Here is a 26,415-nt window from a genome sequence, read left to right on the forward strand (position 1 = left end):
GAACTAGCGTTAAACCTTCTTCAAATAGCAGGCTTTCAGCATGAAGCTGCCGGCGTCCATCTTGCAGTCGACCTCGTGGTCGCCGCCGACCAGCCGGATGCTCTTCACCTTCGAGCCCACCTTCAGCGTGATCGACGAGCCCTTTACCTTCAGGTCCTTGATCAGCACCACGGAGTCGCCGTTCGCCAGCACGTTGCCATTGGCATCTTTCACGACGGCATTCGTTTCGTCGTCGGCGGGCGCGGCTTCTGATGCCGGCCATTCATGACCGCAATCCGCGCAAATGATGCGATCGGCGTCCGCGTAGGTATTTTCCATCGCGCATAGTGGGCAGGCTGGGAATGGTGACATGGTTCCTTCAAATAATCGTAACAGTCGAGGAGGCGTGAGCGCGCTCCGGCGGCCGGGATTATACGGGGCGGCCTGATGCCCTTGTTAAACCAGATCCGCTCCATGTGAACCATCGCGCGCGACACACGCCGGACCCAGATCGCCGATTCCCTGGCATCCCAGCAAGCGCAGCGAAATCAGCATCTCCTCCATCATCAGCGCGAGCACTTCGCTGGCCCCGGCGGCTCCCCGAGAAGCCAGGCCATACAGCGGCGCCCGCCCGAGCAACACGCCGCGCGCGCCTAGCGCGACGGCCTTCAGCGTCGCTGCCGCGCCGCACGCCGCCATCGATAAAGACTTCCGTCTTGCCACGTACTGCATCCACTATTCCAGGCAGCAGCTCCAACGGCGCAAACGTGCTCCCCAACTGCCGGCCGCCATGATTCGATATCACCACGCCATCCGCGCCATGCGCGACGGCCAGCAGCGCGTCCTGCACCCCCATGACGCCCTTGACGATCACCTTGCCGCTCCAGTGCCGCCGTATCCACTCCAGATCGGTCCAGCCCAGCGTCAGGTCCATCTGCCGGCTCAGCATGGCAGCATGACGCGACAGATCCGCATGCTCGCCTACGCTCTTCGCAATGTTCTTCAATTGCGGGGAACCGGCGCGCGCCATCTGCCAGGTCCAACGCGGATGCGTCAGGCAATCGGCGAGAAGCCTGGGCGACAGTCGCAACGGCAAGCGGAAACCATTGCGCGTGTCGTGATCGCGCTTGCCGTGCACGGGGACATCGACAGTGAGAACCAGCGTCGAATAACCCGCGGCGCTTGCGCGCCGCATCAAGTCCTCGGCAATGCCGCGATCCTGTTGCACATAGAGTTGCATCCACAGGTCGCCTTGCGGCGCGGCGGCGCGCACGTCTTCCAGCAGCGACGTCGATGCTGTCGACAGCACGAACGGCAAGTTCGCGCGGCTCGCGGCTTGCGCGAGCAGTTCGTCGGCGCGTGGCCAGAAGAGCCCGTTCAGTCCCGTCGGTCCCACGATCAGCGGCGCGGCTGCTTCGCGTCCAAAAAAATGCATGGCGCTTGAACAGCGCGACACATCCGTGAGCACGCGCGGTTTGAACAGCCACTGCCCGTACGCGCCGCTATTGCGCCGCAATGCGTCCCCGTCTTCGGCGCCGCCATCCAGGTAGTCAAACGCAAGCCGCGGCAGGCGCCGCCGTGCAGCGATCCGGTATTCAGCGACAGAGGCAAGCATCAATGCTCCACGAAGTGGCAATCGGTCATAAATCCGCGATTCGATTGCACTACAATTGAGGTAATCACAATCCGATATTTTCAAAGCCCACACAAGCATGTCAAAAAGCGCCGCTGGCACGCCGGAAAAGCCCGACGAGAAAGCTCTTCAGCGCTCGTCGCTGTTCGTCGGATCGACTGAAAAAGCCTTCCAGGTGATGCACGCCTTCGACGGCCCGAGCCGTCACATGACACTCGTCGATATCGCGCGCGCGTCCGGCCTCGACCGCAGCGCGACACAGCGCCTTGTGCACACGCTTGAAGTGCTCGGCTACCTTTACCGCGTGCCCGAAACGCGCAACTACGGCCTGACCACGAAGGTGCTGCAGTTTTCGTATAACTACGTGCGGGCCAACGAACTCATCGACAAAGCTTCTCCGTATCTGCTCGACATCAGTCGGCGGCTGGGCGAAACGACCAACTTGCTGGAACTCGATGGCCACGAGATCGTGTTCGTTGCGCGCTTCCCGGGGCAGCATCTGGTGAACATCGACATTGTTGTCGGCGCTCGTTTGCCGGCCATGTTCACCGCTGCGGGCATAGCAATCCTTTCGCGTCTGTCGGACGAGCGTGGGCGCGAAATCCTGGCGCAAACGCGACTTGAGCCGCTGACGCACCACACCGAAACCAATCCCGACAAACTGCTTGAACGCGTGCGCAAGGTCGCGCGCCGGGGTTACGCGGTGATCGAGAACGAGACGGTGCTCGGCGATATCTCGGTCGCCGCACCGGTCACGGATCACGGCGGCATGGCCGTAGCGGCGATCAACATTTCGGTGCCCACTTCACGGTGGTCGATCGAGCGTGTTGAAGCTGAACTTGCGCAGCACGTGCAAGTCGCCGCGACCTCGATCTCGAAGGCGCGGCTCTCGACTTACAAGCGTTGAGGGTTTAGCAACGCTTCAAAGCCCGCGTTCGAACAAGTCGAGCTGCTTCTCCAGTTCCACACGCAAGCGTGCCGACAGCCCCGGCTCCGCCTGAACCAGGGGCGCCAGCATGGCGGGCGCGTGAACATCGATCAGGTCCATCACGGACTTCATCGGACCGGGATTGGTCTCGGCGAACGCCATGTTCATCAGCGGAATGAGCGAGCGATGCAAGGTCAGCGCTTCCTGCGTCTTCCCCTCTGAAGCCAGTTGATAGATCTTTCGCCACGCGCTCGGCAGTAACGTTGCCGTCACCACGATCCCACCGCGCGCACCAGCCGCCACGTGCAACGGGAACAACGTGTCCTCGCCGCTCAGCACAGCGAACGATTCGTCCACGCCAGCAACGGTGCGCAGGAAATGCCACATGTCCGTGTTGCACGCCTTCATGCCAATGATCCGCTCATGCTTCGACAACTCGTGCAGCACTTCGGGCGCGATCGCAATCCGCGTGCGATACGGGATTTCATAGATGAGAATAGGCAGCGGCGATTCATCGGCGTAACGCATGAAGTAATCGCGAATGCCGCCCTGCGTCGGGTTCGTGTAGTAGGGCGTCAGCACGAGCAGGCCATCGGCGCCCGCCGCTGCGAAGTCCTTTCCCGCTTGCATCGCATCGTGATACCCGGGGTCGAGCACGCCCGCGACAACGGGGATCTTGCCCGCTGCCTGCTCCGCCGTGATCTCGGCCATGCGGATGCGCTCGGCGCGCGAGAGCGCGCCATATTCACCGGTGCCGCCAAGCGGCACGACCCCGTCCACGCCCTGCTTCAGCAGATAGCGCATGAGCGCCCGGGCGGCGTCGGCGTTGATGGTGTCGTCGGGATTGACGGGAGTCGGAATGGCCGGGAAGACGCCACGCAGTTGGTGTGCTGAAAGCATGAGTTAGTCCTGGAAAACAAGGTTATTCAAGAAGCGAGGCTGCGTCGGCGCAGTCGGTCCGCCACCCAGATCAAAGCTGCAATAAAGACGAACAGGCATGTGGAAACGGCGGCAATGACCGGTGAAATCTGCATCGTGATTTCGTCCCAGAACTGCTTGGGCAAGGTCGTGCTCAATCCGCCGGACGAGAACAGCGCGATGGTCAGTTCATCGAACGAGGTAGCGAAAGCGAACAGGAACGACGACATCAACCCGGCGCCGAGAATAGGGAACGTGACGCGGCGCAGCGTGGCCCACGGGCGCGCGCCCATGCTGTGCGCGGCGAGATCGAGTCGCGTGTCGTAGTTGCGCAGCACGGCCATCATGGTGATCACCACGTAAGGCACGGCCACTACGGTGTGACCGAGCACGAGGCCGAACGACGATCCGATCAGGCCGATCTTCGCGAAGAAATAGAACACCCCTACGGCGATGATCATGCGCGGCACCACGATTGGCGCGAGGATGAAAGCGAGCATGGCCGCCTTGCCTTTCATGCCGCCGCGGACCAGCAGGAACGCCGCGGGCGTGCCGATCAACATCGAGAGAATGCCGGTGCCGATACCCACCAGCATGGAGCGCGTGATGGCCTGCATCCACAAAGGCGAATCAGTGATCTGCCGATACCACTGCAACGAGAAGCCATGCGGGGGCCAAGCAAGACCGGACGCGGAATCGAACGAGAGCGGTATCATCAGGAACGCAGGCGCGCTCAGGAACACAAGCAGCAGGATCACGATCACGCGCAACGTCAGGGTCTCGCCTTTGGCAGCGCGCTTGCTGCGTTTGGGGAGGATGCTGATCACTGCATCGGTCGCGTTGCCCAGCGCGGTCAGAATCACGTCGCCGAGCTTTCGGCTCCAGCCGCCGCCGTGCTTCGGGCCACGTGCCGCCGAACTGCCGCCGGCCATGGTGGAGAGGCCAACCATGCGGTCATAGATCAGGAACACGAGCAGCACGACCGCCAGCAGCAGCACCGAGATGGCTCCCGCGAAACCCCAGTTCAACGCCTGCATCACCTGGTCGATGATCAGTTGCGTGATCATGGTCTGATGGCGTCCGCCGAGCAGCGTGGGCGTGATGAAGAAGCCGATAGCCGTGACAAACACCATCAGCGCGCCGGCGGCGACGCCCGGCAGCGACAGCGGAAAATACACCTTCCAGAACACCGTGCCCGGACGCGCGCCGAGCGTGGCGGCAGCGCTTGGCAAGCGGCGGTCGATGTTCTCCATCACCGAGAGCATGGTCAGCACTGCGAGCGGCATCAGCGCGTGGACCATGCCCACGATCACGGCGGAAAAGTTATAGAGAAGACTCAACGGCCGGTCGATGATGCCAAGTCCCAGCAGCACCTGGTTGATCACGCCGTTGCGCCCGAGCAGCACGACCCACGCGAACGTGCGCACGAGAAAGCTGGTCCAGAAGGAGAGCAGCACCCAGAACAGCAGGCGGTTCTTGCGTTCGCGCGTCAACGAGGAAATCAGGTAAGCGATCGGATACCCGGTGAGCACGGAGAAGAAGGTCGTCCATAACGATACCTTCAGCGTGATCAGCAACACATCCACGTACACGGACGACGCAAAGAGCCGCTTGTATTCAACCAGCGTAAAGCCGCTGTCGTTATGCACGCTCAGCAGCAACAACTGGCCGACGGGGTACACGAGCATGACCAGCAGCAACACGATGATCGGCGCGCTCATCGCGCCGGGCCGCAGCCATGCGCGCCATCGGGCAGGCCGTGGCGGCGGCGCGTCGGGATGCATTTGCTCAGCGGTGAGGGCGGAACGATTCATCTCTCACCCCGCAATAGCGACAGCGTCCGCGGTCAGCCACGAAAGCCCGAGCGTCTGCCCGATCTCGTACTGGCGGCCGAGCCGGTTGGTGGGAAAGGCCGCAACGAGCGGCGGGGCATCGCTGATATGCGACTGCAGATAAAGCTTCGTCATGCTGCCCGTGACCATGATGTCGGTGAGCTTCGCCGACAACGTGCCGCCGTTGATCGACGCAGCCGGCGGTCCATCGTGGATCTGCAGGTTCTGCGGACGCAGCATCAGCTTCACCGGCTTGCCGTCGCGGATCACGGAGTCATACGCCATCGCGTTGACGTTCGCACCACCCTGCACGCTGATCTGTACCTGATCGCCGCTGCGTCCTGTGACGACCGCATCGAGCAGGTTCGATTCGCCGAGGAAGTCCGCGACAAACACGCTCTTCGGGCGGAAATACAGATCCGCCGGCGTGCCGAGCTGCGCAATCGACCCGGCGTTCATCAGGCAGATGCGGTCGGACATGGTCATCGCTTCTTCCTGGTCGTGCGTGACGTAGACAATCGTCGTGCCCAGGTCCCGATGAATCCGCTTGATTTCCAGTTGCATCTGGTCGCGCAATTTCTTGTCCAGCGCGCCAAGCGGTTCGTCCATCAGGATGATCGACGGCCGGTAGACCATGCAGCGCGCGAGTGCGATGCGCTGCTGCTGACCACCCGACAATTCACGCGGATAACGTCCCGCCACGTGCGGCAGATGCACCATCTCCAGCGCCTGCATGACCTTGTCGCGTGTCGCCTTGGCGTCTGTCTTGCGCATCTGCAGCGGGAACGCAATGTTCTCGGCGACGGTCATGTGCGGGAACAGCGCGTAGTTCTGGAACACCATGCCGATGTCCCGCTCATACGGCGCGCCGTACGTCACGTCGACACCATTGATCCGCACCTGGCCATCGTCCGGTTGCGCGAGCCCCGCGATCAGGCTGAGCAGCGTCGTCTTGCCCGAGCCGCTGGGTCCGAGCAGGGTCAGGAATTCGCCCTGGGCGACATCGAGATCGGTCGGCGCGAGGGCGACAAAGTCGCCATAACGCTTGCAGAGTCCCGCGATTTGAAGGTTCGAGGCAGGCATGGAATCGGCATCCGTGGCGGTGAAAACACAAAAGAAGCGATGAAAACAGCGCTCAGGTCAGGATCCAGCTATTGAACTTCTCGAGCGCGACGCTTTGGTTTTCCTGCCAGAACTTCGCATCGATATGCAGGCCGTTCTTCATGTTCTCCGGGAACGTCGGGCAGTTCTTCGCAATCTCCGGCTTGATGTAGTTAAACGCTTCGGGCTGCGTGACACCAGCCGGGAAATACTCGACCAGCGAGGCCTGACGTTTCGGATCGGAGGCAAACTTGATGAACTCGCGGCAGGCGGCGCCATTCGGCGTGCCCTTGAGAATCGACCAGTTGTCGACACCCCAGATGTTCTGGTTCCAGACGATCGCCACTGGGGCGCCATTAGCAATAGCCGATTGCGCCCGCGATACCCACGTGCTGATCATGTCCACTTCACCGGAGCCCAGCATCTGTTCGACTTGCGAGCCCGTGGTCCACCATACGTCGATGTGCTTGGAAATCTTGTCGAGACTGGCAATGCCCTTGTCGAAATTGACCGGATAGACCTGCGAGGGCGGCGCGCCTGCGGCCATCGTCGCTTCTTCGAAGGTGTCGAAGGGATACTTGCGCAGCCCGCGACGGCCTGGGTAGTCCTTGACGTTCCACATATCGGCCCATGAATTGGGGGCCTTGCGGCCCTTGAAGGCGTCGGTGCGATACGCGAGCACGGTCGTATAGATGTTGGTGGCAACACCGTACGGCGACATGTATTGCGACGGGATCTTCGCAATCACCGGGTCGGCCTCAAGCCCGTGCTTCTCCAGGTATTCCTTGGCGCCGCCCGTCAACAGCAGGATGGCCGGCTGGCTGATCTTGGCCATGTCCCACGTGTAGCTGCCGGTCTCGACCATGCTCTTGATCTGCGCGGTCGGCTCGGCGTTGGCCTGCACGCCGATCACTTCAATGCCGGTCTTCTCCGTGAACGGCTTGTAGAAAACGGCGCCGTACGCCTTGGTGTAGATGCCGCCATCGTCACGAATGACGATCCGTTTGTTCGCCGCGCGCGACGGCGTCCAGACGAACGGGAACGCCACGGCGGCAGCGCCGGCAACAGCAGTCTTGATGACCGTGCGGCGGCCGGGTTGTTCAAGCACTTGAATCTCATCGCGTACGGACTGCTTTTTCATGTCGGCTCCAAGGGTGTGGATAGAAACAGAAACGCTAGTGACGAATGCCCGGGCTTCTTCTTGGCCCGGATCAGGCAATCGGGAATTCAGCGCGAACTCACGGCAGCAATCGTCCCGGATTGAACAGGTTGTCCGGATCGAGCGCGCGCTTCACCGCGCGCATCAAGCCGAGTTCGGCCGCGGATTTGTAGTGCGCCATTTCCGCCAGCCCGGTTTGGCCGACGCCGTGCTCCGCGCTGAACGTGCCGTGCAATTCATGCGCGACGTCGTTCACGCAGCGGCGCATGGTGTTGGCCATCGCGGAGCGATCGGCAAGCTGGCGCCAGTCCTCGAACGGGAAAAAGGGGATGAAATGCACGTTGCCGTCGCCAAGGTGGCCGACCACGACGAGGTCGAGCCCGGGAACAATGGCATGCACCGCCTGCGTGGCGCGCTCAATGAACAGCGGCACCGCCGATACCGGCACGGCACAGTCGGTCGTCAGGCCCACGCCGCCTTTCTTGTTGGCTTCGGACACGCTATGGCGAATTTCCCAAAGGGCGGCGCGCTGGGTCTCGTTGCTGGCGAGGACGGCGTCGTGGATCAACCCGGCTTCGGCGGCATGTTCAAGCGTTTGCTGCAGCAACGCAGCCATTTCCTCGCCGCCGTGGGTGTCTGCGAGTTCGACCAGCACGTGCCATTCATGCAGTTCCGAGAGCGGATTGCGGCGGCCGGGAATATGTTCGATGACGAGTTCGAGCTGGCGGCGGTTGATCATCTCGAAGGCGTTGAGCCGCGATCCGCACGCGGCCTGGAACAGCCCGAGGATAGTCAGCGCGGCCGCGGGATCGACGGGGGCGAACCACGCGAGCGCGTGTTGCGCCGGCAGGGGATGCAGCTTCAGCGTAGCCGCCGTGATGATGCCGAGCGTGCCTTCCGTCCCGATGAACAGATGCTTCAGGTCGAGCCCCGTATTGTCCTTGCGCAAGGTGCGCAGGCCGTTCCAGATGGTGCCGTCGGCGAGCACGACCTCGAGTCCCAGCACGTTGTCGCGCGTGTTGCCGTAGCGCAGGACGGCGGTGCCGCCCGCATTCGTCGATAAATTCCCGCCGATCTGGCACGAACCCTCCGCGCCCAGGCTCACCGCGTACAGGCGGTGTTCGGCCGCGGCTGCGTCCTGGATGGTTTTCAGCACGCAGCCGGCTTCGACTTCCATCGAGCCATTGGCGGCATCCATATGACGAACGCGCCGCATGCGCGTCAGATTGACGATGACCGGCGGCACACCCGTGTTCGCCGGCACCGCGCCCGCGCACAGGCTGGTGTTGCCGCCTTGCGGCAGGACCGGTACGCCGTACGCCGCGCAGAGGCGCACGACGGCCGATACCTGCGAGGTGTTCGAGGGCTGGACGAGCGCTGTCGCCGGACCCTTGTAGCGGCCTCGCCAGTCTTCCGTGAAAGGCGCGAGGCCGGATTCGGCTGTCAAAACCGCGTCGGCTCCGAGTTCCGCTTCCAGGGCTGCGATCAACGCCGTGACGTTTTTCATGTCGAATTCCTCGATAGGCACGGGCGGCCACCCGGATCAGCAGATCATCCAAAGCGCCGCGTCTGGAAAAGAGAATAGGGAGAAAAAAATCGCATTGAAATGCGTTTGATCGCAATACGATTAAAGTAGGCGTTATCGCCAATAAGGTAGTAAGCGGGGGTTGGTCGAGCTGGCCGGGAAAAATGTGCTACCTGAAAAAATCGCCCCAGCAGAGCCAAAGTCGTCGAAAATCGTCCGGTCAATGAGCAAAGGCATTAATCGGGGTCGGATTAATGCCGCATTTTTCAGGCTCGATGAGATGTCTCAAGTGGCTTTTGCAGCCTTGATTCGGGCTGATTCGTCCGCAAATGAGTGCTTGTCCGAGCTAAATGTTGTAGTTTTGCTGCGCTCGGCTACTAGATACGCCTGATATTGGCGTTTACCTCACTAGTCGCAACCAAGTTGCTATAAACTGTACGACCCGCGCGAATACTGCGCTCGTTAGCGCGCCCCGCCTCCAAACTGATTCAGTTTTGCTCGAATCAACGCATCGAAGTTGCTGAATAGCTGAACCCGAGGTGATGATCCCGTCGGTCGTCACGGTAGTGCTCGTGTCTAACCGCTTGTGCACTGGTTTGTTATTACAGAGCAAAGCTGTCGAGGAAATGTATGACAAGTTTTGATCCAACCGAATCTACCGCCGGCAACGGCGTTCCTGCAAAAAAATCGAAAGCCCGCCGTGGGTCTGCGGACAAGTTGTCGCGGCCAATAGACGAAAGCGTCTGCTCGCCCGAGCAGGCCGATGAGCGTCAACGCCAGATGCGCGCGTTGATTCAACTGGGAAAACAGCAAGGGTTCCTGACCCACGCAGAGATCAACGATCACCTGCCGGGTAACTTTGCTCAGACGTCGGCTATCGAAACCATTGTCAGCACCTTCCGCGACATGGGCGTGGCCGTCTACGAAGAAGCGCCGGACTCCGAGACGCTGCTGCTGAACGATTCCGCTCCCGCTGCGGTATCGGACGAGCAATCGGACGAAGAAGCGGAAGTCACGCTGGCGACCGTCGACTCGGAATTTGGCCGGACGACCGATCCCGTGCGTATGTATATGCGCGAAATGGGCAGCACCGAACTGCTGACCCGTGCGGGCGAGATCGAGATCGCGAAGCGCATTGAAGACGGCCTCGGCGAGATGATCAAGGCGGCGTTCACGTGCCCGTCGACCGTGATCACGCTGCTTACGACCGTGGACAAGATTGTCGCGGGCGAGTTGCGCATCGACGAGCTGGTCGACGGCTTCAAGGACAACACGCTGGACGAAGACGCCGTTGTAGCAGATTCCGACGACGCCGAAATCGACGAGGCTGAGCTCGCGTCGGAAAGCGACGACGAAGACGGCGAGAGCGAAGACGAGCAAGCCACGCGTGCGAACGCAACGCGGCTCAAGCATTTGCTGCGTGACTGCTTGCCCATTTTCGCGAATGTGCGCGACCATTTCGACGCATTCCACACGGCTTATATCGCAGACGATTCGCGCACCGGCGACTGGCCGAGCGTGCAGGAGCATATCCGGCAAGAACTGGCGACGATCCGCTTTACGGCTCGTACCATCGACCGCTTGTGCGCCGAGGTCCACGAGCAGGTCGAACAGGTTCGCGCTATCGAGCGTCGTATCCTGAAGATCGCCGTCGACGTGGCGGGCATGCCGCGTGAGAAGTTCGTGGAAGTGTTCCCGGGCCACGAGACGGATCTGGAGTGGACCACGCGTCATGCGGCGACCTCGAGCGCTTATGGCAAGGCGCTGGAACGTAGCCTGCCGGCAATTCAGGCCGAACAGGAGAAGCTGATCCAGATCGAGTCGAACCTGATGTTGCCGCTGTTGCAACTGAAGGCGCTGAACAAGCAGATGACGTCCGCCGAGCACAAGATGCGTCAGGCGAAGCGCGAAATGACGGAAGCGAACCTGCGTCTGGTGATCTCGATCGCGAAGAAGTACGTGAATCGCGGCATGCATTTCCTGGATCTGATCCAGGAAGGCAACATCGGCTTGATGAAGGCCGTGGACAAGTTCGAATATCGCCGTGGCTGGAAGTTTTCGACGTACGCCACGTGGTGGGTCCGTCAGGCTGTGACGCGTTCGCTCGCTGATCAGGGCCGGACCATTCGCGTGCCGGTTCACATGATCGAGACGATCAACAAGCTGAACCGCGTGTCGCGGGAGATCTTGCAGCAGACGGGGCAGGAAGCGCATCCGTCGGTGCTGGCGGTTCGCCTCGATTTGTCGGAAGAGAAGGTTCGCAGCATCCTGAAGATCGCGCGGCAGCCGGTTTCGCTCGAAACGCCTTTGGGCGAAGACGGCGACACGACGCTGGGCGACATGGTCGAAGATTCGAACACGGAATCCCCGGCCGACGCCGCCATGCACGCCGACATGCGTCTGGCGATCAAGGACGCGCTGGACTCCTTGTCACCGCGTGAGGCGAAGGTGCTGCGCATGCGCTTTGGTATCGACACCGTGTCGGACCATACGCTGGAAGAAGTCGGCAAGCAGTTCGATGTGACGCGCGAGCGGATTCGCCAGATTGAAAGCAAGGCGATGCGCAAGCTTGTGCATCCCAGCCGGTCGGAGAAGTTGCGCTCGTTCCTGGCACATTAAGACTTGCTGAGTGGCTTGCCGTAAGCACAAACGCCGTTGAACCCGAGAGGGTCCAACGGCGTTTTTTATGGGGATCCACCGTTTGTCGCGACGCTTGCCCTCTCCCGGTGCGCATTGTTACGCGCGTGGCGATCCCGCACCGGCGGCCTTGCTTTTGTAGAACCCCGGCAGTACCAGCGCGTCCGGACTTCTGGCAAGATGCACCCCCTGCTGCACGGCGGCGCTGAACTGAAACGATGTGCTCCACAAACGGACGCGAGTCCTGAAGAAATCCGCCCACTGGAATTCTGCAAACGGTTCCGGCGTTTTAATATAGCCACCGGCGTTGCGCACAAACGCTGCCAGGCTTCGGTACGGGTCGTCTATCAGCCCCGAGACATTAGGCGGAATCGCGGCAATGCCATGCAGGATGCCGTGCTCGTCATAGGGATGCACCCAGCGCCGGTTCGCCATTTCCAGCCAGAAGGCATCGCCTTTCAGCTTCGACAGGTCCGCCATGACCTCAACGTAAGCATAATTAATCTGGGCGTCGAACAGCGCCCGTGCAAGGTGATGATGATCGGTCGCGAAGTGAGTTCCATCCCGGCCCAACACGGCCGGAATAGGCAGGGCCTTGAGCGCCTGCTTCAATGCTTCCGCGGACAGGGACGCGAAGTGTTTGCGTTTCTCATCGACTTCCAGCATTCCGGCGGTCATCTGCGTCGGATGGATCTGCTGCAATTCCAGCCTGACTAGTTTTTTCATGGTGTGTCCGCAGGGTCTTGAGGCAGGGTCTTTAATAAGCGGCAAGCGTACCCGACGAAGCGCAAGCCAACAAGTTTGCGCGGCGCGTGCGTGCTGGCCAATTCTGGTCCGGGTCACATTATTCAAACGCGCGTGCTTCGCATTTTGGCTTTTACATGACTCACCGTCATTTTTCGCGGTTATGGTTATGGGGTTGTAATAAGAATGTTGAAGCGCGCTTGGTGTAAATGCTGAGGTCCGTGCCGATGAAACCGGTTAGCCTGTGGGCGATCCCGGATAGCGGTGATGATTAACAAAACGAGCGAAAGGCATATGTCAGCATCTGTCGCAAATACTTCGACCAAAGTTGAACAAGCTGCACCTGTTTTAATGCTCGGCGCTGTAGGCGTTGTTTTTGGCGATATCGGCACAAGTCCGCTTTACACCCTTAGAGAATGTCTCAAGGCCGCGGGTGGAGTCAGTCAGCCTAATGTGTTCGGCATCGTGTCGCTGATCCTGTGGTCAATCCTGCTTGTCGTCACGCTCAAGTACGTCAGCTTCGTGATGCGGGCCGGCAATGACGGCGAAGGCGGTATTCTCGCGCTGACGGCACTCGCATCGGGTGTCGCACCCGAGCGCTTGCGCAACGTCCTGCTGACGCTCGGTGTGTTCGGCGCCGCCATGTTCTACGGCGACTCCATGATTACGCCGGCCATTTCCGTCATTTCGGCGGTTGAAGGCGTGACACTGGTCGACACCCAGCTCACTGCCTGGATCGTGCCCATTTCGGTGGTTATCCTAACGGTTTTATTCGCCATCCAGAAGCATGGTACGAGTGTGGTGGGGAAGGTCTTCGGGCCGGTCATGGTGGTCTGGTTCGTGACATTGGCCGCACTGGGGTTGCTGCACATCGTCGAGCACCCGCTCATTCTCGAGGCGGCGTCGCCCACTTTCGCGATATCGTTCCTGGCGCATAACCCGGGCACCGCGTTTATTGTGCTGGGTTCGGTTTTTCTCGCGCTGACCGGCGGTGAAGCCCTGTATGCGGACATGGGCCACTTCGGTAAAAAGCCGATTCGTCTGGCGTGGATGTTCCTCGTCTGGCCGAGCCTGGTCATGAACTATTTCGGCCAGGGCGCGCTCGTCATGATGCATCCTGGCACGCTCAAGCAACCGTTTTTTGAGTCGGCTCCGGGCTGGGGACTTGTCCCGCTCGTCATCCTGGCGACGGCGGCAACCATCATTGCGTCGCAAGCGGTGATCTCGGGCGCGTTCTCCATGACGAAGCAAGCCGTGCAACTGGGTTTCCTGCCGCGCATTCCGATTGTTCATACGTCGACGCATGAGATCGGGCAGGTCTATGTGCCGTTTATCAACCTCACGTTGTATGCGGCTGTCGTGTTCCTGGTGGTGTACTTCAAATCATCTGATAACCTCGCGTCCGCGTACGGCATTGCGGTGGCTTCCACCATGCTGCTTACCACGCTGCTGATGTATTTCATCACGCATTGCCTCTGGCACTGGAAGCCGCTGACAACGGCGCTTGTCATTGGACCGCTCGCGGTTGTCGACGCGGTGTTTGTATCGAGTAACGTCAGCAAGGTGCTCGACGGCGGCTGGTTTCCGCTGCTCGCCGGCGCTACGTTATTTACCGTCATGACGACGTGGCACAAGGGACGCGAAACGCTGATCGACCGGATGAAATCGGAGAACCTGCCGCTCAAGGACATCATTCATTCGCTGTGCCGGAGCAGCCACCCGCCTTCGCGTGTTGAAGGCACGGCGGTATTTCCGGGCGGCGTGGCCGGCATGACCCCGACGGCGTTCATGCACAACCTCAAGCACAACCGCGTGCTGCACAAGACGAATATTTTTCTCGCCGGGACGACCTCTAACGTGCCCCATGTCAGGGACGCCGACAAGGCCGTGGTCGAGGATCTTGGCGATGGTTGTTATGCGGTCAGGGTGCGTCACGGCTTCATGGAGATTCCCGACGTGCCGGTGCTTCTGACGCTGATCCAGAAGCAGATTCCCGGCTGGACCTACGACGCCGCCGACACCTCGTTCTTCCTCGCCCGCGACACGATTCGTGCGACTGGCGAAAGCAAGGCGATGGCGCTTTGGCGCGAGAAGCTGTTCGCGTTCCTCGGCCGCAATGCGGCGCAAGCGGCGGAGTACTACAGCTTGCCGCCTAATCGCGTGGTTGAACTGGGCGGACAGATCAACATGTAAGGGCGGTGCTGGAAGCGGCGTGGCAGTTCCGTTTCTGCCTCCGCGGCCACCAACACGGCGAGTTGCGTGAAGAGAGGGGCGTTATCGCGAACGCCGTTGAGGTATTTACTGCGGTCGATGCGATCAGCGCGAATCGGGATTCCGCCGATGCTTGCCATTTCGTACTGCTAGCGGTTCTTTGCGAGTGGGTATCCGGTGAACCGCTTGCAGATGATGACGCGCCGGAAGCACGTTGGTTCGATATGGAAACCTTGCTCTCCGATGAAACCGTCAAGAGCCTTGCGGTAGATACGGTCGCGAAGAAGGCCCTGGCGCTTGCCGGGCAGCGCATGCAAGCGTCCCTGTAGGACGGGATCCTGGGCCGGTAACGCACGCTCTAAAAAAACGCGATGGGTCGACAACCCCATCGCGCTTCAATCAGCACGGCGGCTAGCAAGCCGCCATCTAAAACCTCAGCGTCAGAACTGCAGCGCAGCTGTCAGATCGCCCATTGGCTTGCCGCCTGCCGCGACCATGGCGGCATCGCGTGCCGTCAGGCCCGGCAGCTTCGGCAACGAGTACCGGGTGGTGATCAGGCCCACGGCCGTGTTCTTCCTAACCCGCGTGTTCGTTCAAGTTGCCCTGCGGTTTATAGAACGACACTGCCGGCAGGGTGCCAGCATCGATCGCAGCGATGAACCCCGCACCGTCCGTGCCGCCATCCAGCAAGTGCTGCGTCCGGCTCGTCGTGCCCGGCGCCAGATCGGCGAAATAGTTGAACGGCTGGTGATGCGTCTGTAAGGGCGCAAGCGCTTAGCGTTTGGTTGAGCGCTCCGGCTTTAGGGCATCTATAAATGCCCTTAGCTTTGCCTGCGATTGCGTGCGGACCGGGAAATATAAATACAGGCCGTCGCCGGGAGGAGTAAAGGGCAGCAATACTTGCTCGAGTTCTCCTATGGCCAGCTCACGCCCGGCTTCGAAATCCGCGACGTACGCAAGCCCAAGCCCCATGCGGGAAAATTTAATCAAGGCTGCTCGATCATTGACCGTCAAGCGGCTGCCGATGTCGATCATGACCTTGCGGCCGTCGACCTGAAAATCCCATCGGTGGACCACACCCGATTTGACGAAGCGATACTGAATGCCTTCGTGATTCATCAGGTCCTGCGGCGTTCGGGGACGTCCCGCCCTGGCGAAATACGCAGGGCTGCCGACCACCGACCAGACCGCGTCCGGCGTGAGCCGCAAAGCCACCATGTCCTTCGCGAGCGATTCGCCCAGGCGAATGCCGGCATCGAAGCCACTTTCCACCAGATCCGCGGCGCCCTCATCGAGCGTCAGGTCCAGATGCACGTCGGGATGCGCCACGCGAAACTGTTCGATCATTGGCTCGATCAGCAGCGTGCAGGCAGAACGGGTCATCGTGATGCGCAGCGTGCCGGAAGCATTGTCACGAAAACTGTTGAGCGCTTCAAACGCACCGTCGATGTCTTCCACAGCCGGACGCAAGCGCTCGAACAGCGATACCCCTGCGTCGGTCAACGCGACTTTCCGGGTGGTGCGCTGAAACAGCGTCACGCCGTGACGCCGCTCGAGCAGCCGGATCGATTTACTGACCGCCGTGGGCGAAACCTGCAGGCGAGCGGCCGCGGTCGTGAAGCTCTTGTGCTCGGCCACCGCCAGGAACATGGCCACGCCGTCCAGAAGATCCTTGTCCATGCACTGCTCCATTATGAACTCTTGGTTCATGGCGAATGTACCTCGATACGCTTTTTCAAGCTGAATCGGATGCGTAGGATGTGCGTCATGGCAACCGGATTCCCGGTGGCCGTTCCGACCGGAGAGGTTCGACATGACCCCGCAAACAAGCTTCAAACGCGTTTGGATGATCACCGGCGCATCGCGTGGAATAGGCGCTGAGATCACCGCTGCGGCGCTTGCTCAAGGTGACGCCGTGGTTGCCACGGCGCGCAAGTCGAGTGCCGTCACCCATGCACTCGGCTTGCAGCCGGGCCTCCTGGCTGTAGACCTCGATGTCACCAGCGAGTCCGCGGCGCATCACGCCGTCAAGCTGGCGGTGGAGCATTTCGGCCGCATCGATGTGCTGGTCAACAATGCCGGTTATGGTTTGGCAGGGGCGGTTGAAGAGACCAGCGCCGAGGAGGTCCGCAGTATTTTCGACACCAACGTGATGGGTTTGCTCAACGTCACGCGCGCCGTGCTGCCGCAAATGCGCAGCCAGCGTTCGGGGCATGTGATCAATATGTCGTCGCTTGGCGGGTATAGGGTCGGTGCGGGTTTCGGTGTGTACGGTTCGACCAAGTTCGCAGTGGAAGGGCTTTCAGAAGCGCTCCACGCAGAACTTGCGCCGCTCGGCATTCATGTCACGGTGGTCGAGCCCGGTTATTTTCGAACGGACTTTTCTCGATTCATCGTCTGCAATGGAAGCGAAGAATGTGATCGCGGATTATGCTGAAACCGCCGGCAAGGTCCGGGTGTCGGCGAACGCATACAACCATCGCCAGCCGGGCGACCCCAAGCGGCTCGCGCAAGCACTGTTGACGTTGGTCTCCGCCACGAATCCGCCCTCGCGGCTTCAATTGGGCACGGACGCTCTGGCCCGGATTCGCGAGAAGCATGCGTTTGTCGAGCAGGAGCTTCAGACCTGGGAGGCGCTGTCGCGCTCGACAGACTTTCCTGTTTGAGGAGGACGTGGTGTTGCGCTGGGTTTCATGCTCGCGAACCGCCCGCCAAGTGGCATATCATTGCACCAACCACAGCCCCTTGCAGCATCAGGGAGGGGACGTCGACAGCTTGGCCTTGCGCGTCTCACCGGCGCCGGAGAGGACGGAACATGACTGTATCGAACGAGGTAGGGCACGCCGCCACGAGGGACGTCATCGAGCGCTTTTATCGCGCCATCGAGCATGCGGATATAGAGCTTCTGCGCACGGCCGTCACTTCCGACTGGCAGTATATTCCGGGCGCATCCGGAGAATCGATCGGCGTGGAGCAGATAATACCCATGCTTGCAAATTTCTTGCATGCGTTGCCTGACATGAAAGTCATCCTGCTCGATGTCCTGATCCACGACGCCATGGTCGGCGTGCGTGCAAAGGTCACGGGCACGCAGTCAGGACCGCTCATGGGCATTCCGGCCACGTCCAAGGTGGTCGATTTCGCGATTCATTCTTTTCATGAACTTCGCGACGACCGCATTGCCAAGACGTGGCATCTCGAAGACTGGCTAGGTTTGTTCCGGCAAATCGGCGAGTTGCCGCCGGGCCTGGCGAACCGTCCCGCCTAGGAAAGGGCGCAGCTTCATTACATCAGACCCTATCCGCCGGTTAGGTATTTCCCGTCGGAAGACCGCGACCTCTAGCGGAATGCACTAACATTCGTATCCTCCATGGAGGATGACGGATGGACCGTATGGAACTTGACAAGATAGATCGCGCAATCCTGATAGCGATCCAGGCCGATGGCCGCGCCACCAACGCAAGCCTCGCCGAAGCCGTGGGCTTGAGCGAAACGCCTTGCGCTCGCCGCCTCAAGCGGCTGGAAGCGGAAGGTTATATTGAAGGGTATCGTGCGGTCCTGTCCAAATCCGCATTGAAACTGGGTCTGGTCGCATTTACGCTGGTGCGTTTTGGCGTGCATGAGCGGCAACTGGCCGACCGGTTCGAACGCGAAATACAAGCCATACCGCGCATTGTTTCGTGTCACAACATTTCCGGCAGCGCCGACTATCTGCTGGAAGTTGTCGCGCGGGATCTGGAGGACTATGGGACGTTCCTGCGGGATGTATTGCGGACATTGCCCGGCGTCACGGCAGTCGAGTCCACGCTGTCGCTGCGCGAGGTCAAGCGCGATGCAGGGTTACCATTGCTCTGAGCAATCCACCGCTTATTCATCAGGAATCCGAACAGGCTCTTATTGCCTATCCTTATTGCCCGTTCATTGTGAGCCGGCATTGGGCGTTTGCGCCGTACCGGCACTATAAAAACGCACGAGATCGCCCTTGAGCGAATGGAGGGCTGCATCGTCGAGATAGATCATGTGGCCCGTCGGATAATACGTGCGCTGCACATTCGCCCGCAGCGTCGGGTCCAGTCCCATATGCGCCAGATCGTATTCGGTCTGGAAGAACGGTGTTGCCAGATCGAAATAGCCGTTGAGCGACAGCACGCGCAAGCGGGGATTCTGCCGCATCGCCTCAGCCAGGTCAGCTGCCGCATAGGGCAGCATAAGCTGCTCCCCCCACCACTCGCGATGTTTCCAGTTCCATTGCTTTAGCGCTTCGTCGTTGAATACACGATACGTATCCTTCGCGTCGAAGTGCAGGTCTTGCGCCAGATGCTCGTGCAACGCTGCATCGAAGGCGCTCGACACGCTGGTCACCGACGGATCGTAGTCGGGGCGTCCGTCGGCGTCATCGAAGTCAATACCCTCGAAGCGCGCATCGTAGCGGCCCACGGTGCGCGATTCGTCTCTCAGCAGTTGCTTGCGAAACCGCGACGGCCAGATTTGCAGCCGCGTCTGCTTGACGTAATTCACATCAAGGCCGGTGTAATGCGCCACACGTGCGGCGATTGCGTCGCGCTCCGAATCGGGCAGTGAGTCCCCCGCCGCTAACGCTTGCGCGTAGGGGCCGGAAGCGAACGCGCGGACCTCATCGAGGAACGCCGGCAAGCTTGGCGGTTTGGGCGTGATCTTGTCGTGATACCAGGCAATAGCTGCATAGGTCGGCAAGTAGCTCTCCGCCTCCAGATCCGTTCCCTCCGCGTGCGCGCCCGAGTTGAGGACGGAGGACATCAACACGACCCCGTTCAATGCAATATTGCTCTGGCTCAGACGATACGCAAGCATGGCGGCGCGCGCCGTTCCATACGATTCCCCAAGCAGGTACTTCGGCGAATTCCAGCGCTGGTTCACGCTCAGGTAGCGCTCGATAAAGTGTTCGAACGCATCCAGGTCTTCATCTACGCCCCAGAAGCGCTTCCCGGTTGCGTGGCCCACGATTCTCGAGAAGCCTGCACCGGGTGCATCGATGAAGACCAGGTCGGTGGTGTCGAGCAGGCTGTCCGGATTGTCCGCAAGCACATAGGGCGCCGGCGCCGTGATGGCCGGACTCGACGTATGGGCACGCTTGGGTCCGAACGATCCCATCAACAGAAAGACGCTGCCCGCGCCCGGGCCGCCGTTAAAAAGAAACGTGATGGGACGCGTGGCGGTGTTTTTCGTATTCGCGGTGTAGGCGACATAAAAGACGCTGGCCTCGGCCTGGTCCGCGTTGTTGCGCAAAAGCAGATTGCCGGCCGTTGCCGTGTAGTCGATCTTGCGGCCGTCGAGCCGGATCGAATGTTGCGTGACCGACTTGGTTTCCGGCGGGACCGGTATCAGGGTGTCGGCTTTCGTTTCGCTGGCGGCGTCGCTGGCCGCTGCCGCCGTTCGCGCGGCGTTTGCGCGGTTGCGGCGAGCAGGGTTGACGTTCGCGTCGGACGCGGCGACGGCGTTCGCTTGGGTGACGGGGTTTGTCTCGTCCGGGCGCACGCGTGTGCCGCCAGGCGATGAGGCGGGCGGTTCCTGCATGTCGACGGGCGCAGCTGGGGTGTCAGCGGGTGCCGCGCTGGTTTCCTGAGCCATGACGGCGGCCGGACCGCCGGCGAGGCCAAGCACGATCAGACTGCTCATCAGACCGCTTATCAGGCTGCTGACTACTGGGTAGAAACAAGCGCGCATCTGGGTCCCGGCTGTTTTTGTTTTCTGTAGGTGCTGGCTGGATTCTCGATAAGCCAACCCGTCCAGTCAATAACATTGTTGTCATCGGAGTGACGACGCGGGATCCGTCGGCGCGCATGTAAGTATTTCGAAGCCGTAGTGTCAGCCAAGGTGCTTGGCGGTCACAAACACGACATGAAGCCGTCAGCATTTGAGTTAACCCTTAGCGCGTTACCTCGATGCAGCGGGACGCGAGATCGATTCGCCGATCCGCTTACGCTTTCCTATACTTGGAACACCAGAGATAACAAACCGCTTTTCGCCTGACAATTAAGCCGGCTTCGGATCGCGCCAACAAGCAGACGGACGATCCGTACCGCGGGAGCCAAAGGCTCCCGGCGGCGGCCATCTGGAGGAGACATGGGACTACATGCACCCGCTGCAACCGGCGCTGAGAACGTCGGCGAGCCCCAGCCGCACCGGCCGGCAGTATATGGCCTGGCGCTGGCTGCCCTTGGCGTGGTTTATGGCGACATAGGCACGAGTCCGCTGTACACCCTGCAGACAGTCTTCGATCCCGCCAACGGGTTGAAGCTGGAACCGGCCAATGTGATCGGCATTGTCTCGCTGATCTTCTGGTCGCTGACGGTGGTCGTTTCGCTCAAGTACGTGACGCTCATCCTGCGTGCGAACAACCACGGCGAGGGCGGGATCATGGCGCTGCTGGCGCTTGCCGCGTCGTCGGTGGCGAGTCGTCCGCGACTCCGTCATGTCCTGCTGGCCGTCGGTGTGATGGGCGCGGCGCTGTTTTACGGCGATGGCGTGATTACGCCCGCCATCTCGGTGCTGAGTGCCGTTGAAGGGTTGCAGGTCGCAACGCCGCTGCTCAAGCCCTATGTCATCCCCATTACGCTGGCCGCGCTGATCACGTTGTTCATGATGCAAAAGCACGGGACGTCCGGCATTGGCGCGGTGTTCGGGCCGATCATGGTGGTGTGGTTCATTGTGCTGGCCGGGGCGGGGCTCATTCAGATCATGAATGCGCCGCATATCCTGGTCTCGCTCAATCCGCTCGCGGGGCTGGCATTCTGCCTGCATCACCGGTGGTTGGCGTTCGTTGCGCTGGGGGCCGTCGTGCTCTCGCTGACCGGGGCGGAGGCGCTATATGCCGACATGGGGCATTTCGGCACGCAGCCGATCCGGCTCACGTGGTTCGGCCTGGTATTCCCGGCGCTCGCATTGAATTACCTGGGTCAGGGCGCGCTGTTGCTGGCCGATCCGTCCGCCGTGCAAAATCCGTTTTATCGATTGTTCCCGGTATGGTCGCTTTATCCCATGGTGGTGTTGTCGACGATAGCCACGGTGATCGCCTCGCAAGCCGTGATTTCAGGCACCTATTCGATGACCAAGCAGGCCATGCAACTAGGCTTCCTGCCGCGTATGAACGTGGTGTACACGTCGGCGAAGGAGATAGGGCAGATCTACGTTCCGGGCATCAACTGGACCTTGCTGGTCGCCGTGGTGGCGGCGGTGATCGGCTTCGGTTCATCGACTGCACTGGGGTCGGCCTACGGTATTGCCGTTACCGGCACCATGCTCATCACGACCATGCTCACGTTTTTCGTGGTGCGTTATGCGTGGCATTACAACTGGTTTCTGTGCGTGGGTGCCACGGTATTTTTCTTTGTGATCGACGCTACATTCTTCTCGGCCAATCTGCTCAAGATCACGCAGGGCGGCTGGTTCCCGCTCGCTATCGGGTTGCTCATGTTTGCCGTCATGACCACCTGGGGACGTGGATGGGAAATCATGCTGGGGGAAGCCAAGGTACGGGCCGGGACTACACCGCTGAAGCCGTTCCTTGAAGGGCTGCTGGCGCGCTCGCCGGTGCGGGTCAGCGGGACGGCGATTTTCCTCTCGCCCGATCCCAATGGCGTGCCGCATGCGCTCCTGAACAACCTCATGCATAACCAGGTACTGCACCGGCGAGTGGTGTTCCTGACGGTGGCGAACAAGGAGGTTCCGTGGGTTCCGGAGCGCCAGCGGGTGTCGGTGCGATTGCTGTGCAGCGACTGCTATCACATCACGATCTCATACGGCTTCAAGGACGAGGTCAACTTGCCGCGCGCCCTTGAAGCATGCAAGGCACACGGCCTTGTGTTCGAGCAGTCGGAGACGTCCTACTTCCTGAGCCGAGCGACCGTGATACCCAAGCAAGAGAGGGAACGGTGCATGGCGCTGTGGCGAGAGCGATTGTTCGGCGTGATGCTCCACAACGTCGGCAACGTTTCTGCGTATCTCAAGTTGCCGACTAACCGCGTGGTTGAATTCGGATCAAAGGTGGAGATTTAAGGTTCGGATGCTTAATTATCTGCTGGCCGCCTCGCAAACAGCGAGGCGGCCAGCAGACTTCACCGCTCTTCGCCGTAGCCACCACCACCTGGCGTCTGGATGACAAAGACATCGTCGGGATTCATCTGCGCCTGATGGTGCGCGCCGAAGGTTTCATGCCCGGTCCCGCCCGCTCGTTCGACCCAGTTCACCCCGAGCGCACCCGGCTTGCCGCCCGCGAGTCCGAACGGTGCGACACGACGCCGGTTGGACAGGATCACGGCGGTCATGGGCGCGAGGAAACGTACCCGCCGTTCGGTGCCGTCGCCGCCCGCATGCAGCCCCGCACCACCGCTGCCGCGCCGGATGCGGAAGTCGTCCAGACGTACCGGAAAGCGCCACTCGAGCACCTCCGGGTCGGTCAGGCGCGAGTTCGTCATGTGCGTCTGGACCGCGCTGCAACCATCAAATACGGGGCCGGCGCCTGCGCCGCCGCAGATGGTCTCGTAGTACTGGAACTGCTCGTTGCCGAAGGTGAAGTTGTTCATCGTGCCCTGTGCCCCGGCCATTACGCCGAGCGCACCGTAGAGGGCGTCGGTGACGACCTGCGAGGTCTCGACATTGCCCGCCACCACCGCTGCCGGATAGTGCGGGTTGAGCATCGATCCCGCCGGAATGCGGATCTCCAGCGGCTTCAGGCAGCCGGCATTAAGCGGGATATCGTCGTCTACCAGCGTGCGGAACACATACAGCACCGCTGCCTTGCAGATCGCCGATGGCGCGTTGTAGTTGTTCGGCTGCTGCGCGCTCGTGCCCTCGAAGTCGATCACGGCCGATCGCGTTTCGTGGTTGATCGATACCGCCACCACGATCTTCGCGCCGTCGTCGAGCGCATATTCGAAGCGGCCGTCCTTCAATACCGAAAGCGTCCGCCGCACGACTTCTTCCGCGTTGTCCTGCACGTGCCGCATATAAGCGCGCACGACATCCAGGCCGAACTGCCCGCACATGCGTTCAAGCTCCTGCGCGCCCTTCGTGCAGGCGGCGACTTGCGCGCGCAGGTCGGCCAGGTTCTGCTCGACGTTGCGCACCGGATACGGGCCGGAGGTCAGCAGGCCGCGTATTTCATGGTCGAGAAAACGCCCTTGCGCCACGAGTTGAATGTTGTCGAGCAACACGCCTTCCTGGTCCACGTGCGTGGAGTCGGGCGGCATGGAGCCGGGCGTGATGCCGCCGATATCCGCATGATGTCCGCGCGCCGCCACATAGAATGTCGGCGTGGGACTGGCATCGACGAACACCGGCATGATGACGGTCACGTCCGGCAGATGCGTGCCGCCCGCGTACGGCGCATTGAGGACGTAGACATCGCCGGCTTGCATGGTGCCCGCACGCCGGTCGATGATCGTTTGCACGCTTTCGCCCATCGATCCAAGATGCACCGGCATATGCGGCGCGTTGGCGATCAGGTTGCCGCCGGTGTCGAAGAGCGCGCACGAAAAGTCGAGACGTTCCTTGATATTCACCGAGTACGACGTGTTCGCCAGCGTCACGCCCATCTGTTCGGCAATCGACATGAACAGGTTGTTGAACACCTCAAGCAGCACAGGGTCCGCTTGCGTACCGGCAGCATGACGATTGACGAGCGCGGTCGTGCGTTCAACCACGAGATGGTTGTGCCTGCTCACCACGACTTGCCAGCCCGGTTCGACCACCGTTGTCCCGGTGCGCTCGTTGACGATCGCCGGGCCGTCGATACGCGCGCCGGGCGCCAGTGCATCGCGATCGAAGACAGGGGTATCGCGCCACTCGCCGCCCGAGAAAATGCGCGTGGTCGCAAGCGCTTCCGGATTCACCGATGCCTGCTCGGCCAGCGGCCATTGTTCGTCTTCAGCGTCCTGCGTGCGGCCGATAGCTTCGACCGCGACGGCTTCGATGATCAGCGTCTTGTTTGGCATGAGAAAGCCATAACGCGCGCGATACAAGCGCTCGAACGTGTCCGTGATCTTCGCCGCTTCCGTCGAGAAGTCGATTTCGAGCGCAGTGTCCGTGCCGTCGTATTTGATATGCAGCGTGCGCCGCAACGCGATGTTGCCGACAGGAATGCGTTGCTCGGCGACTTCGTTTCGCGCTGCCGTTTCAAGCGGTTCGAACGTGTGATCGCAAGCGGTGAGCGCTGCGCGGTCGAGCGGCGTTTCAAGCGCCTGTTGCCGCAGTGCGCGGACATCGGCGAGACCCATGCCGTACGCCGACAGCACGCCCGCCAGCGGATGGATGAACACACGGGTCATGCCAAGTGCGTCCGCGACCAGGCACGCATGCTGACCGCCCGCGCCGCCAAAACACGCGAGCGTGTAGTGGGTCACATCGTAGCCGCGCTGTACGGAGATCTGCTTGATCGCGTTCGCCATGTTTTCCACCGCGATCTTCAGGAACCCTTCCGCAATTTCTTCGGGCGTTCGCGCGACGCCGGTTGCGTCTTCCATTGCCGCCGCCACTTCGGCGAACTTGCGTTGCACGACGTCGGCGTCGAGCGGCAGGTCGCCGTTCGGCCCGAATACGCGCGGGAACCAGCGCGCGCTGATCTTGCCGGTCATCACGTTGCAGTCCGTCACCGTCAGCGGGCCGCCGCGCCGGTACGAAGCCGGTCCGGGATTCGCCCCCGCGCTCTGCGGGCCGACGCGAAAACGCGCACCGTCGAAGCTGCAGATCGAACCGCCGCCCGCTGCGACCGTGTGGATCTTCATCATCGGTGCACGGATGCGAACGCCTGCCACTTCGGTGGCGAACTCGCGCTCGTATTCACCGGCGTAGTGCGTCACGTCGGTCGATGTACCGCCCATGTCAAAGCCGATGATCTTGTCAAAACCTGCGAGCTTGGACACCTGTGCCGCCCCCACGATGCCGCTGGCCGGTCCCGACAGGATCGCGTCCTTGCCCTGGAAACGGTGGGCGTCGGTGAGGCCGCCATTGCTCTGCATGAACTGCAGCGGCACCGCGCCGAGGTCGGCTTCAACCTGCCCTACGTAACGGCGCAGGATGGGGGAGAGGTATGCATCGACCACCGTGGTGTCGCCGCGCGATACCAGCTTCATCAGCGGGCTGACTTCGTGACTGACCGAGATCTGCGCAAAACCAATTTGTTCCGCAAGCTCCTTGAGCTTTTGTTCATGCGCGGTGTAACGGTAGCCATGCATCAGCACGATTGCGCAGGAACGGATGCCGTTATCGAAGGCGCATTGCAACGCCTGGCGGGCCTGTTCGACGTCGAGTTCCCGCACGACTTCGCCACGCGCGCCAATCCGTTCATCGATCTCGACAACTTGCTCGTACAGCAGCGTGGGCAATTCGATCTGCCGCACGAACAGCTTCGGCCGGCTTTGATAGGCGATGCGCAGTGCATCGGCGAAGCCTTTCGTGATCGCGAGCACCGTTGGCGCCCCCTTGCGTTCAAGCAGCGCGTTGGTCGCGACCGTGGTGCCCATGCGCACGCTGTCGATCAGTTCGGCCGGCACGGCTTCATGGCTTGCGATACCCAGTAACTCGCGGATGCCATGCACGGCGGCGTCGCGATATCGCTCGGGGTTCTCCGACAATACCTTGTGCGTGACGATACGGCCGTCGGGGCGGCGCGCGACGATGTCGGTGAAGGTGCCTCCGCGGTCGATCCAGAATTGCCAGCGGCGGTCGTGAGGGACGGGGGTGGAAACAGCCTGCGTCATGAGAGTGGTCCGA

At 61.1% G+C, this 26,415-nt stretch carries 18 protein-coding genes and 3 pseudogenes; 8 read left to right on the forward strand and 13 right to left on the reverse strand.

Annotation, left to right across the window (positions count from 1 at the left end):
* Positions 1-9: 9 nt before the first annotated feature.
* Both AWB69_RS22875 and AWB69_RS22880 read right to left on the reverse strand, forming a co-directional pair.
* On the reverse strand, positions 10-351 hold the full coding sequence (locus AWB69_RS22875; RefSeq protein ID WP_062089024.1) for a zinc ribbon domain-containing protein YjdM: 342 nt from the start codon (positions 349-351) through the stop codon (positions 10-12).
* An 84-nt stretch (positions 352-435) separates the two neighbouring features.
* Positions 436-1,594 (reverse strand): annotated as a pseudogene (locus AWB69_RS22880) (alpha-hydroxy acid oxidase).
* Positions 1,595-1,691: 97 nt separating this feature from the next.
* Here AWB69_RS22880 and AWB69_RS22885 point away from each other — a divergent pair.
* Complete coding sequence (locus AWB69_RS22885) at positions 1,692-2,519, forward strand: IclR family transcriptional regulator (RefSeq protein ID WP_062089026.1); 828 nt, start codon at positions 1,692-1,694, stop codon at positions 2,517-2,519.
* A gap of 15 nt (positions 2,520-2,534) precedes the next feature.
* Here the strand turns inward: AWB69_RS22885 and dapA are convergent, their stop codons facing one another.
* The 5 genes from dapA to AWB69_RS22910 form a co-directional block, all read right to left on the reverse strand.
* Positions 2,535-3,440 (reverse strand): 4-hydroxy-tetrahydrodipicolinate synthase, encoded by a 906-nt coding sequence (gene dapA / locus AWB69_RS22890; protein ID WP_062089028.1) that lies wholly within the window; start codon positions 3,438-3,440, stop codon positions 2,535-2,537.
* A 26-nt stretch (positions 3,441-3,466) separates the two neighbouring features.
* Entirely contained in the window at positions 3,467-5,179 is a 1,713-nt protein-coding gene (locus AWB69_RS22895) for an ABC transporter permease subunit (protein WP_156528943.1), read from the reverse strand.
* 96 nt (positions 5,180-5,275) lie between these two features.
* Positions 5,276-6,373: an ABC transporter ATP-binding protein gene (locus AWB69_RS22900; RefSeq protein ID WP_062089030.1), complete on the reverse strand. Its 1,098-nt coding sequence runs from the start codon at positions 6,371-6,373 to the stop codon at positions 5,276-5,278.
* 52 nt (positions 6,374-6,425) lie between these two features.
* Positions 6,426-7,532, reverse strand: coding sequence for an ABC transporter substrate-binding protein (locus AWB69_RS22905; protein ID WP_062089032.1), 1,107 nt, complete (start codon positions 7,530-7,532; stop codon positions 6,426-6,428).
* Positions 7,533-7,629: 97 nt separating this feature from the next.
* The gene (locus tag AWB69_RS22910; RefSeq protein ID WP_062089034.1) at positions 7,630-9,057 is read right to left on the reverse strand and encodes an FAD-binding oxidoreductase; all 1,428 of its coding nucleotides are present in this window, start codon (positions 9,055-9,057) and stop codon (positions 7,630-7,632) included.
* A 648-nt stretch (positions 9,058-9,705) separates the two neighbouring features.
* Here AWB69_RS22910 and rpoD point away from each other — a divergent pair.
* Positions 9,706-11,694, forward strand: coding sequence for an RNA polymerase sigma factor RpoD (gene rpoD, locus AWB69_RS22915; protein ID WP_062089036.1), 1,989 nt, complete (start codon positions 9,706-9,708; stop codon positions 11,692-11,694).
* A gap of 117 nt (positions 11,695-11,811) precedes the next feature.
* Here the strand turns inward: rpoD and AWB69_RS22920 are convergent, their stop codons facing one another.
* Positions 11,812-12,438 (reverse strand): ParB-like protein, encoded by a 627-nt coding sequence (locus AWB69_RS22920; protein WP_062089037.1) that lies wholly within the window; start codon positions 12,436-12,438, stop codon positions 11,812-11,814.
* Between the two features lie 312 nt (positions 12,439-12,750).
* On the opposite strand from AWB69_RS22920, the gene AWB69_RS22925 reads away from it, so the two are divergent.
* Complete coding sequence (locus AWB69_RS22925) at positions 12,751-14,649, forward strand: potassium transporter Kup (protein WP_062089039.1); 1,899 nt, start codon at positions 12,751-12,753, stop codon at positions 14,647-14,649.
* A 5-nt stretch (positions 14,650-14,654) separates the two neighbouring features.
* Positions 14,655-14,996: an NUDIX domain-containing protein gene (locus AWB69_RS22930; RefSeq protein ID WP_062089041.1), complete on the forward strand. Its 342-nt coding sequence runs from the start codon at positions 14,655-14,657 to the stop codon at positions 14,994-14,996.
* Positions 14,997-15,107: 111 nt separating this feature from the next.
* Here AWB69_RS22930 and AWB69_RS50825 read toward each other — a convergent pair whose 3' ends face one another.
* The 3 genes and pseudogenes from AWB69_RS50825 to AWB69_RS22935 all read right to left on the reverse strand — a co-directional run bounded on the left by AWB69_RS50825 (position 15,108) and on the right by AWB69_RS22935 (position 16,347).
* Positions 15,108-15,230 carry a hypothetical protein gene (locus AWB69_RS50825; RefSeq protein ID WP_407923051.1) on the reverse strand — a complete coding sequence of 41 codons (123 nt, stop codon included), beginning with the start codon at positions 15,228-15,230 and terminating at the stop codon, positions 15,108-15,110.
* A gap of 16 nt (positions 15,231-15,246) precedes the next feature.
* Positions 15,247-15,426 (reverse strand): annotated as a pseudogene (locus AWB69_RS50830) (alkaline phosphatase family protein); the annotation flags it as partial.
* A 15-nt stretch (positions 15,427-15,441) separates the two neighbouring features.
* Positions 15,442-16,347 carry a LysR family transcriptional regulator gene (locus AWB69_RS22935; protein ID WP_062089043.1) on the reverse strand — a complete coding sequence of 302 codons (906 nt, stop codon included), beginning with the start codon at positions 16,345-16,347 and terminating at the stop codon, positions 15,442-15,444.
* Between the two features lie 133 nt (positions 16,348-16,480).
* On the opposite strand from AWB69_RS22935, the pseudogene AWB69_RS22940 reads away from it, so the two are divergent.
* The 3 genes and pseudogenes from AWB69_RS22940 to AWB69_RS22950 all read left to right on the forward strand — a co-directional run bounded on the left by AWB69_RS22940 (position 16,481) and on the right by AWB69_RS22950 (position 18,522).
* Positions 16,481-17,333, forward strand: a pseudogene (locus tag AWB69_RS22940) (oxidoreductase).
* A 149-nt stretch (positions 17,334-17,482) separates the two neighbouring features.
* Positions 17,483-17,935 (forward strand): ester cyclase, encoded by a 453-nt coding sequence (locus AWB69_RS22945; RefSeq protein WP_062089045.1) that lies wholly within the window; start codon positions 17,483-17,485, stop codon positions 17,933-17,935.
* Positions 17,936-18,060: 125 nt separating this feature from the next.
* Complete coding sequence (locus AWB69_RS22950; RefSeq protein ID WP_062089159.1) at positions 18,061-18,522, forward strand: Lrp/AsnC family transcriptional regulator; 462 nt, start codon at positions 18,061-18,063, stop codon at positions 18,520-18,522.
* A 63-nt stretch (positions 18,523-18,585) separates the two neighbouring features.
* Here the strand turns inward: AWB69_RS22950 and AWB69_RS22955 are convergent, their stop codons facing one another.
* A complete protein-coding gene (locus tag AWB69_RS22955) occupies positions 18,586-20,322 on the reverse strand; it encodes a S10 family peptidase (protein WP_231937204.1) in 1,737 nt (578 codons plus the stop codon).
* 447 nt (positions 20,323-20,769) lie between these two features.
* Here AWB69_RS22955 and AWB69_RS22960 point away from each other — a divergent pair, with 447 nt between their 5' ends.
* Positions 20,770-22,701, forward strand: coding sequence for a potassium transporter Kup (locus tag AWB69_RS22960; RefSeq protein WP_062089049.1), 1,932 nt, complete (start codon positions 20,770-20,772; stop codon positions 22,699-22,701).
* Between the two features lie 59 nt (positions 22,702-22,760).
* Here the strand turns inward: AWB69_RS22960 and AWB69_RS22965 are convergent, their stop codons facing one another.
* Positions 22,761-26,402 carry a hydantoinase B/oxoprolinase family protein gene (locus AWB69_RS22965; protein WP_062089051.1) on the reverse strand — a complete coding sequence of 1,214 codons (3,642 nt, stop codon included), beginning with the start codon at positions 26,400-26,402 and terminating at the stop codon, positions 22,761-22,763.
* Positions 26,403-26,415 lie beyond the last annotated feature (13 nt).

It is taken from the genome of Caballeronia udeis (genome assembly GCF_001544555.2).
Lineage (GTDB): Bacteria > Pseudomonadota > Gammaproteobacteria > Burkholderiales > Burkholderiaceae > Caballeronia > Caballeronia udeis.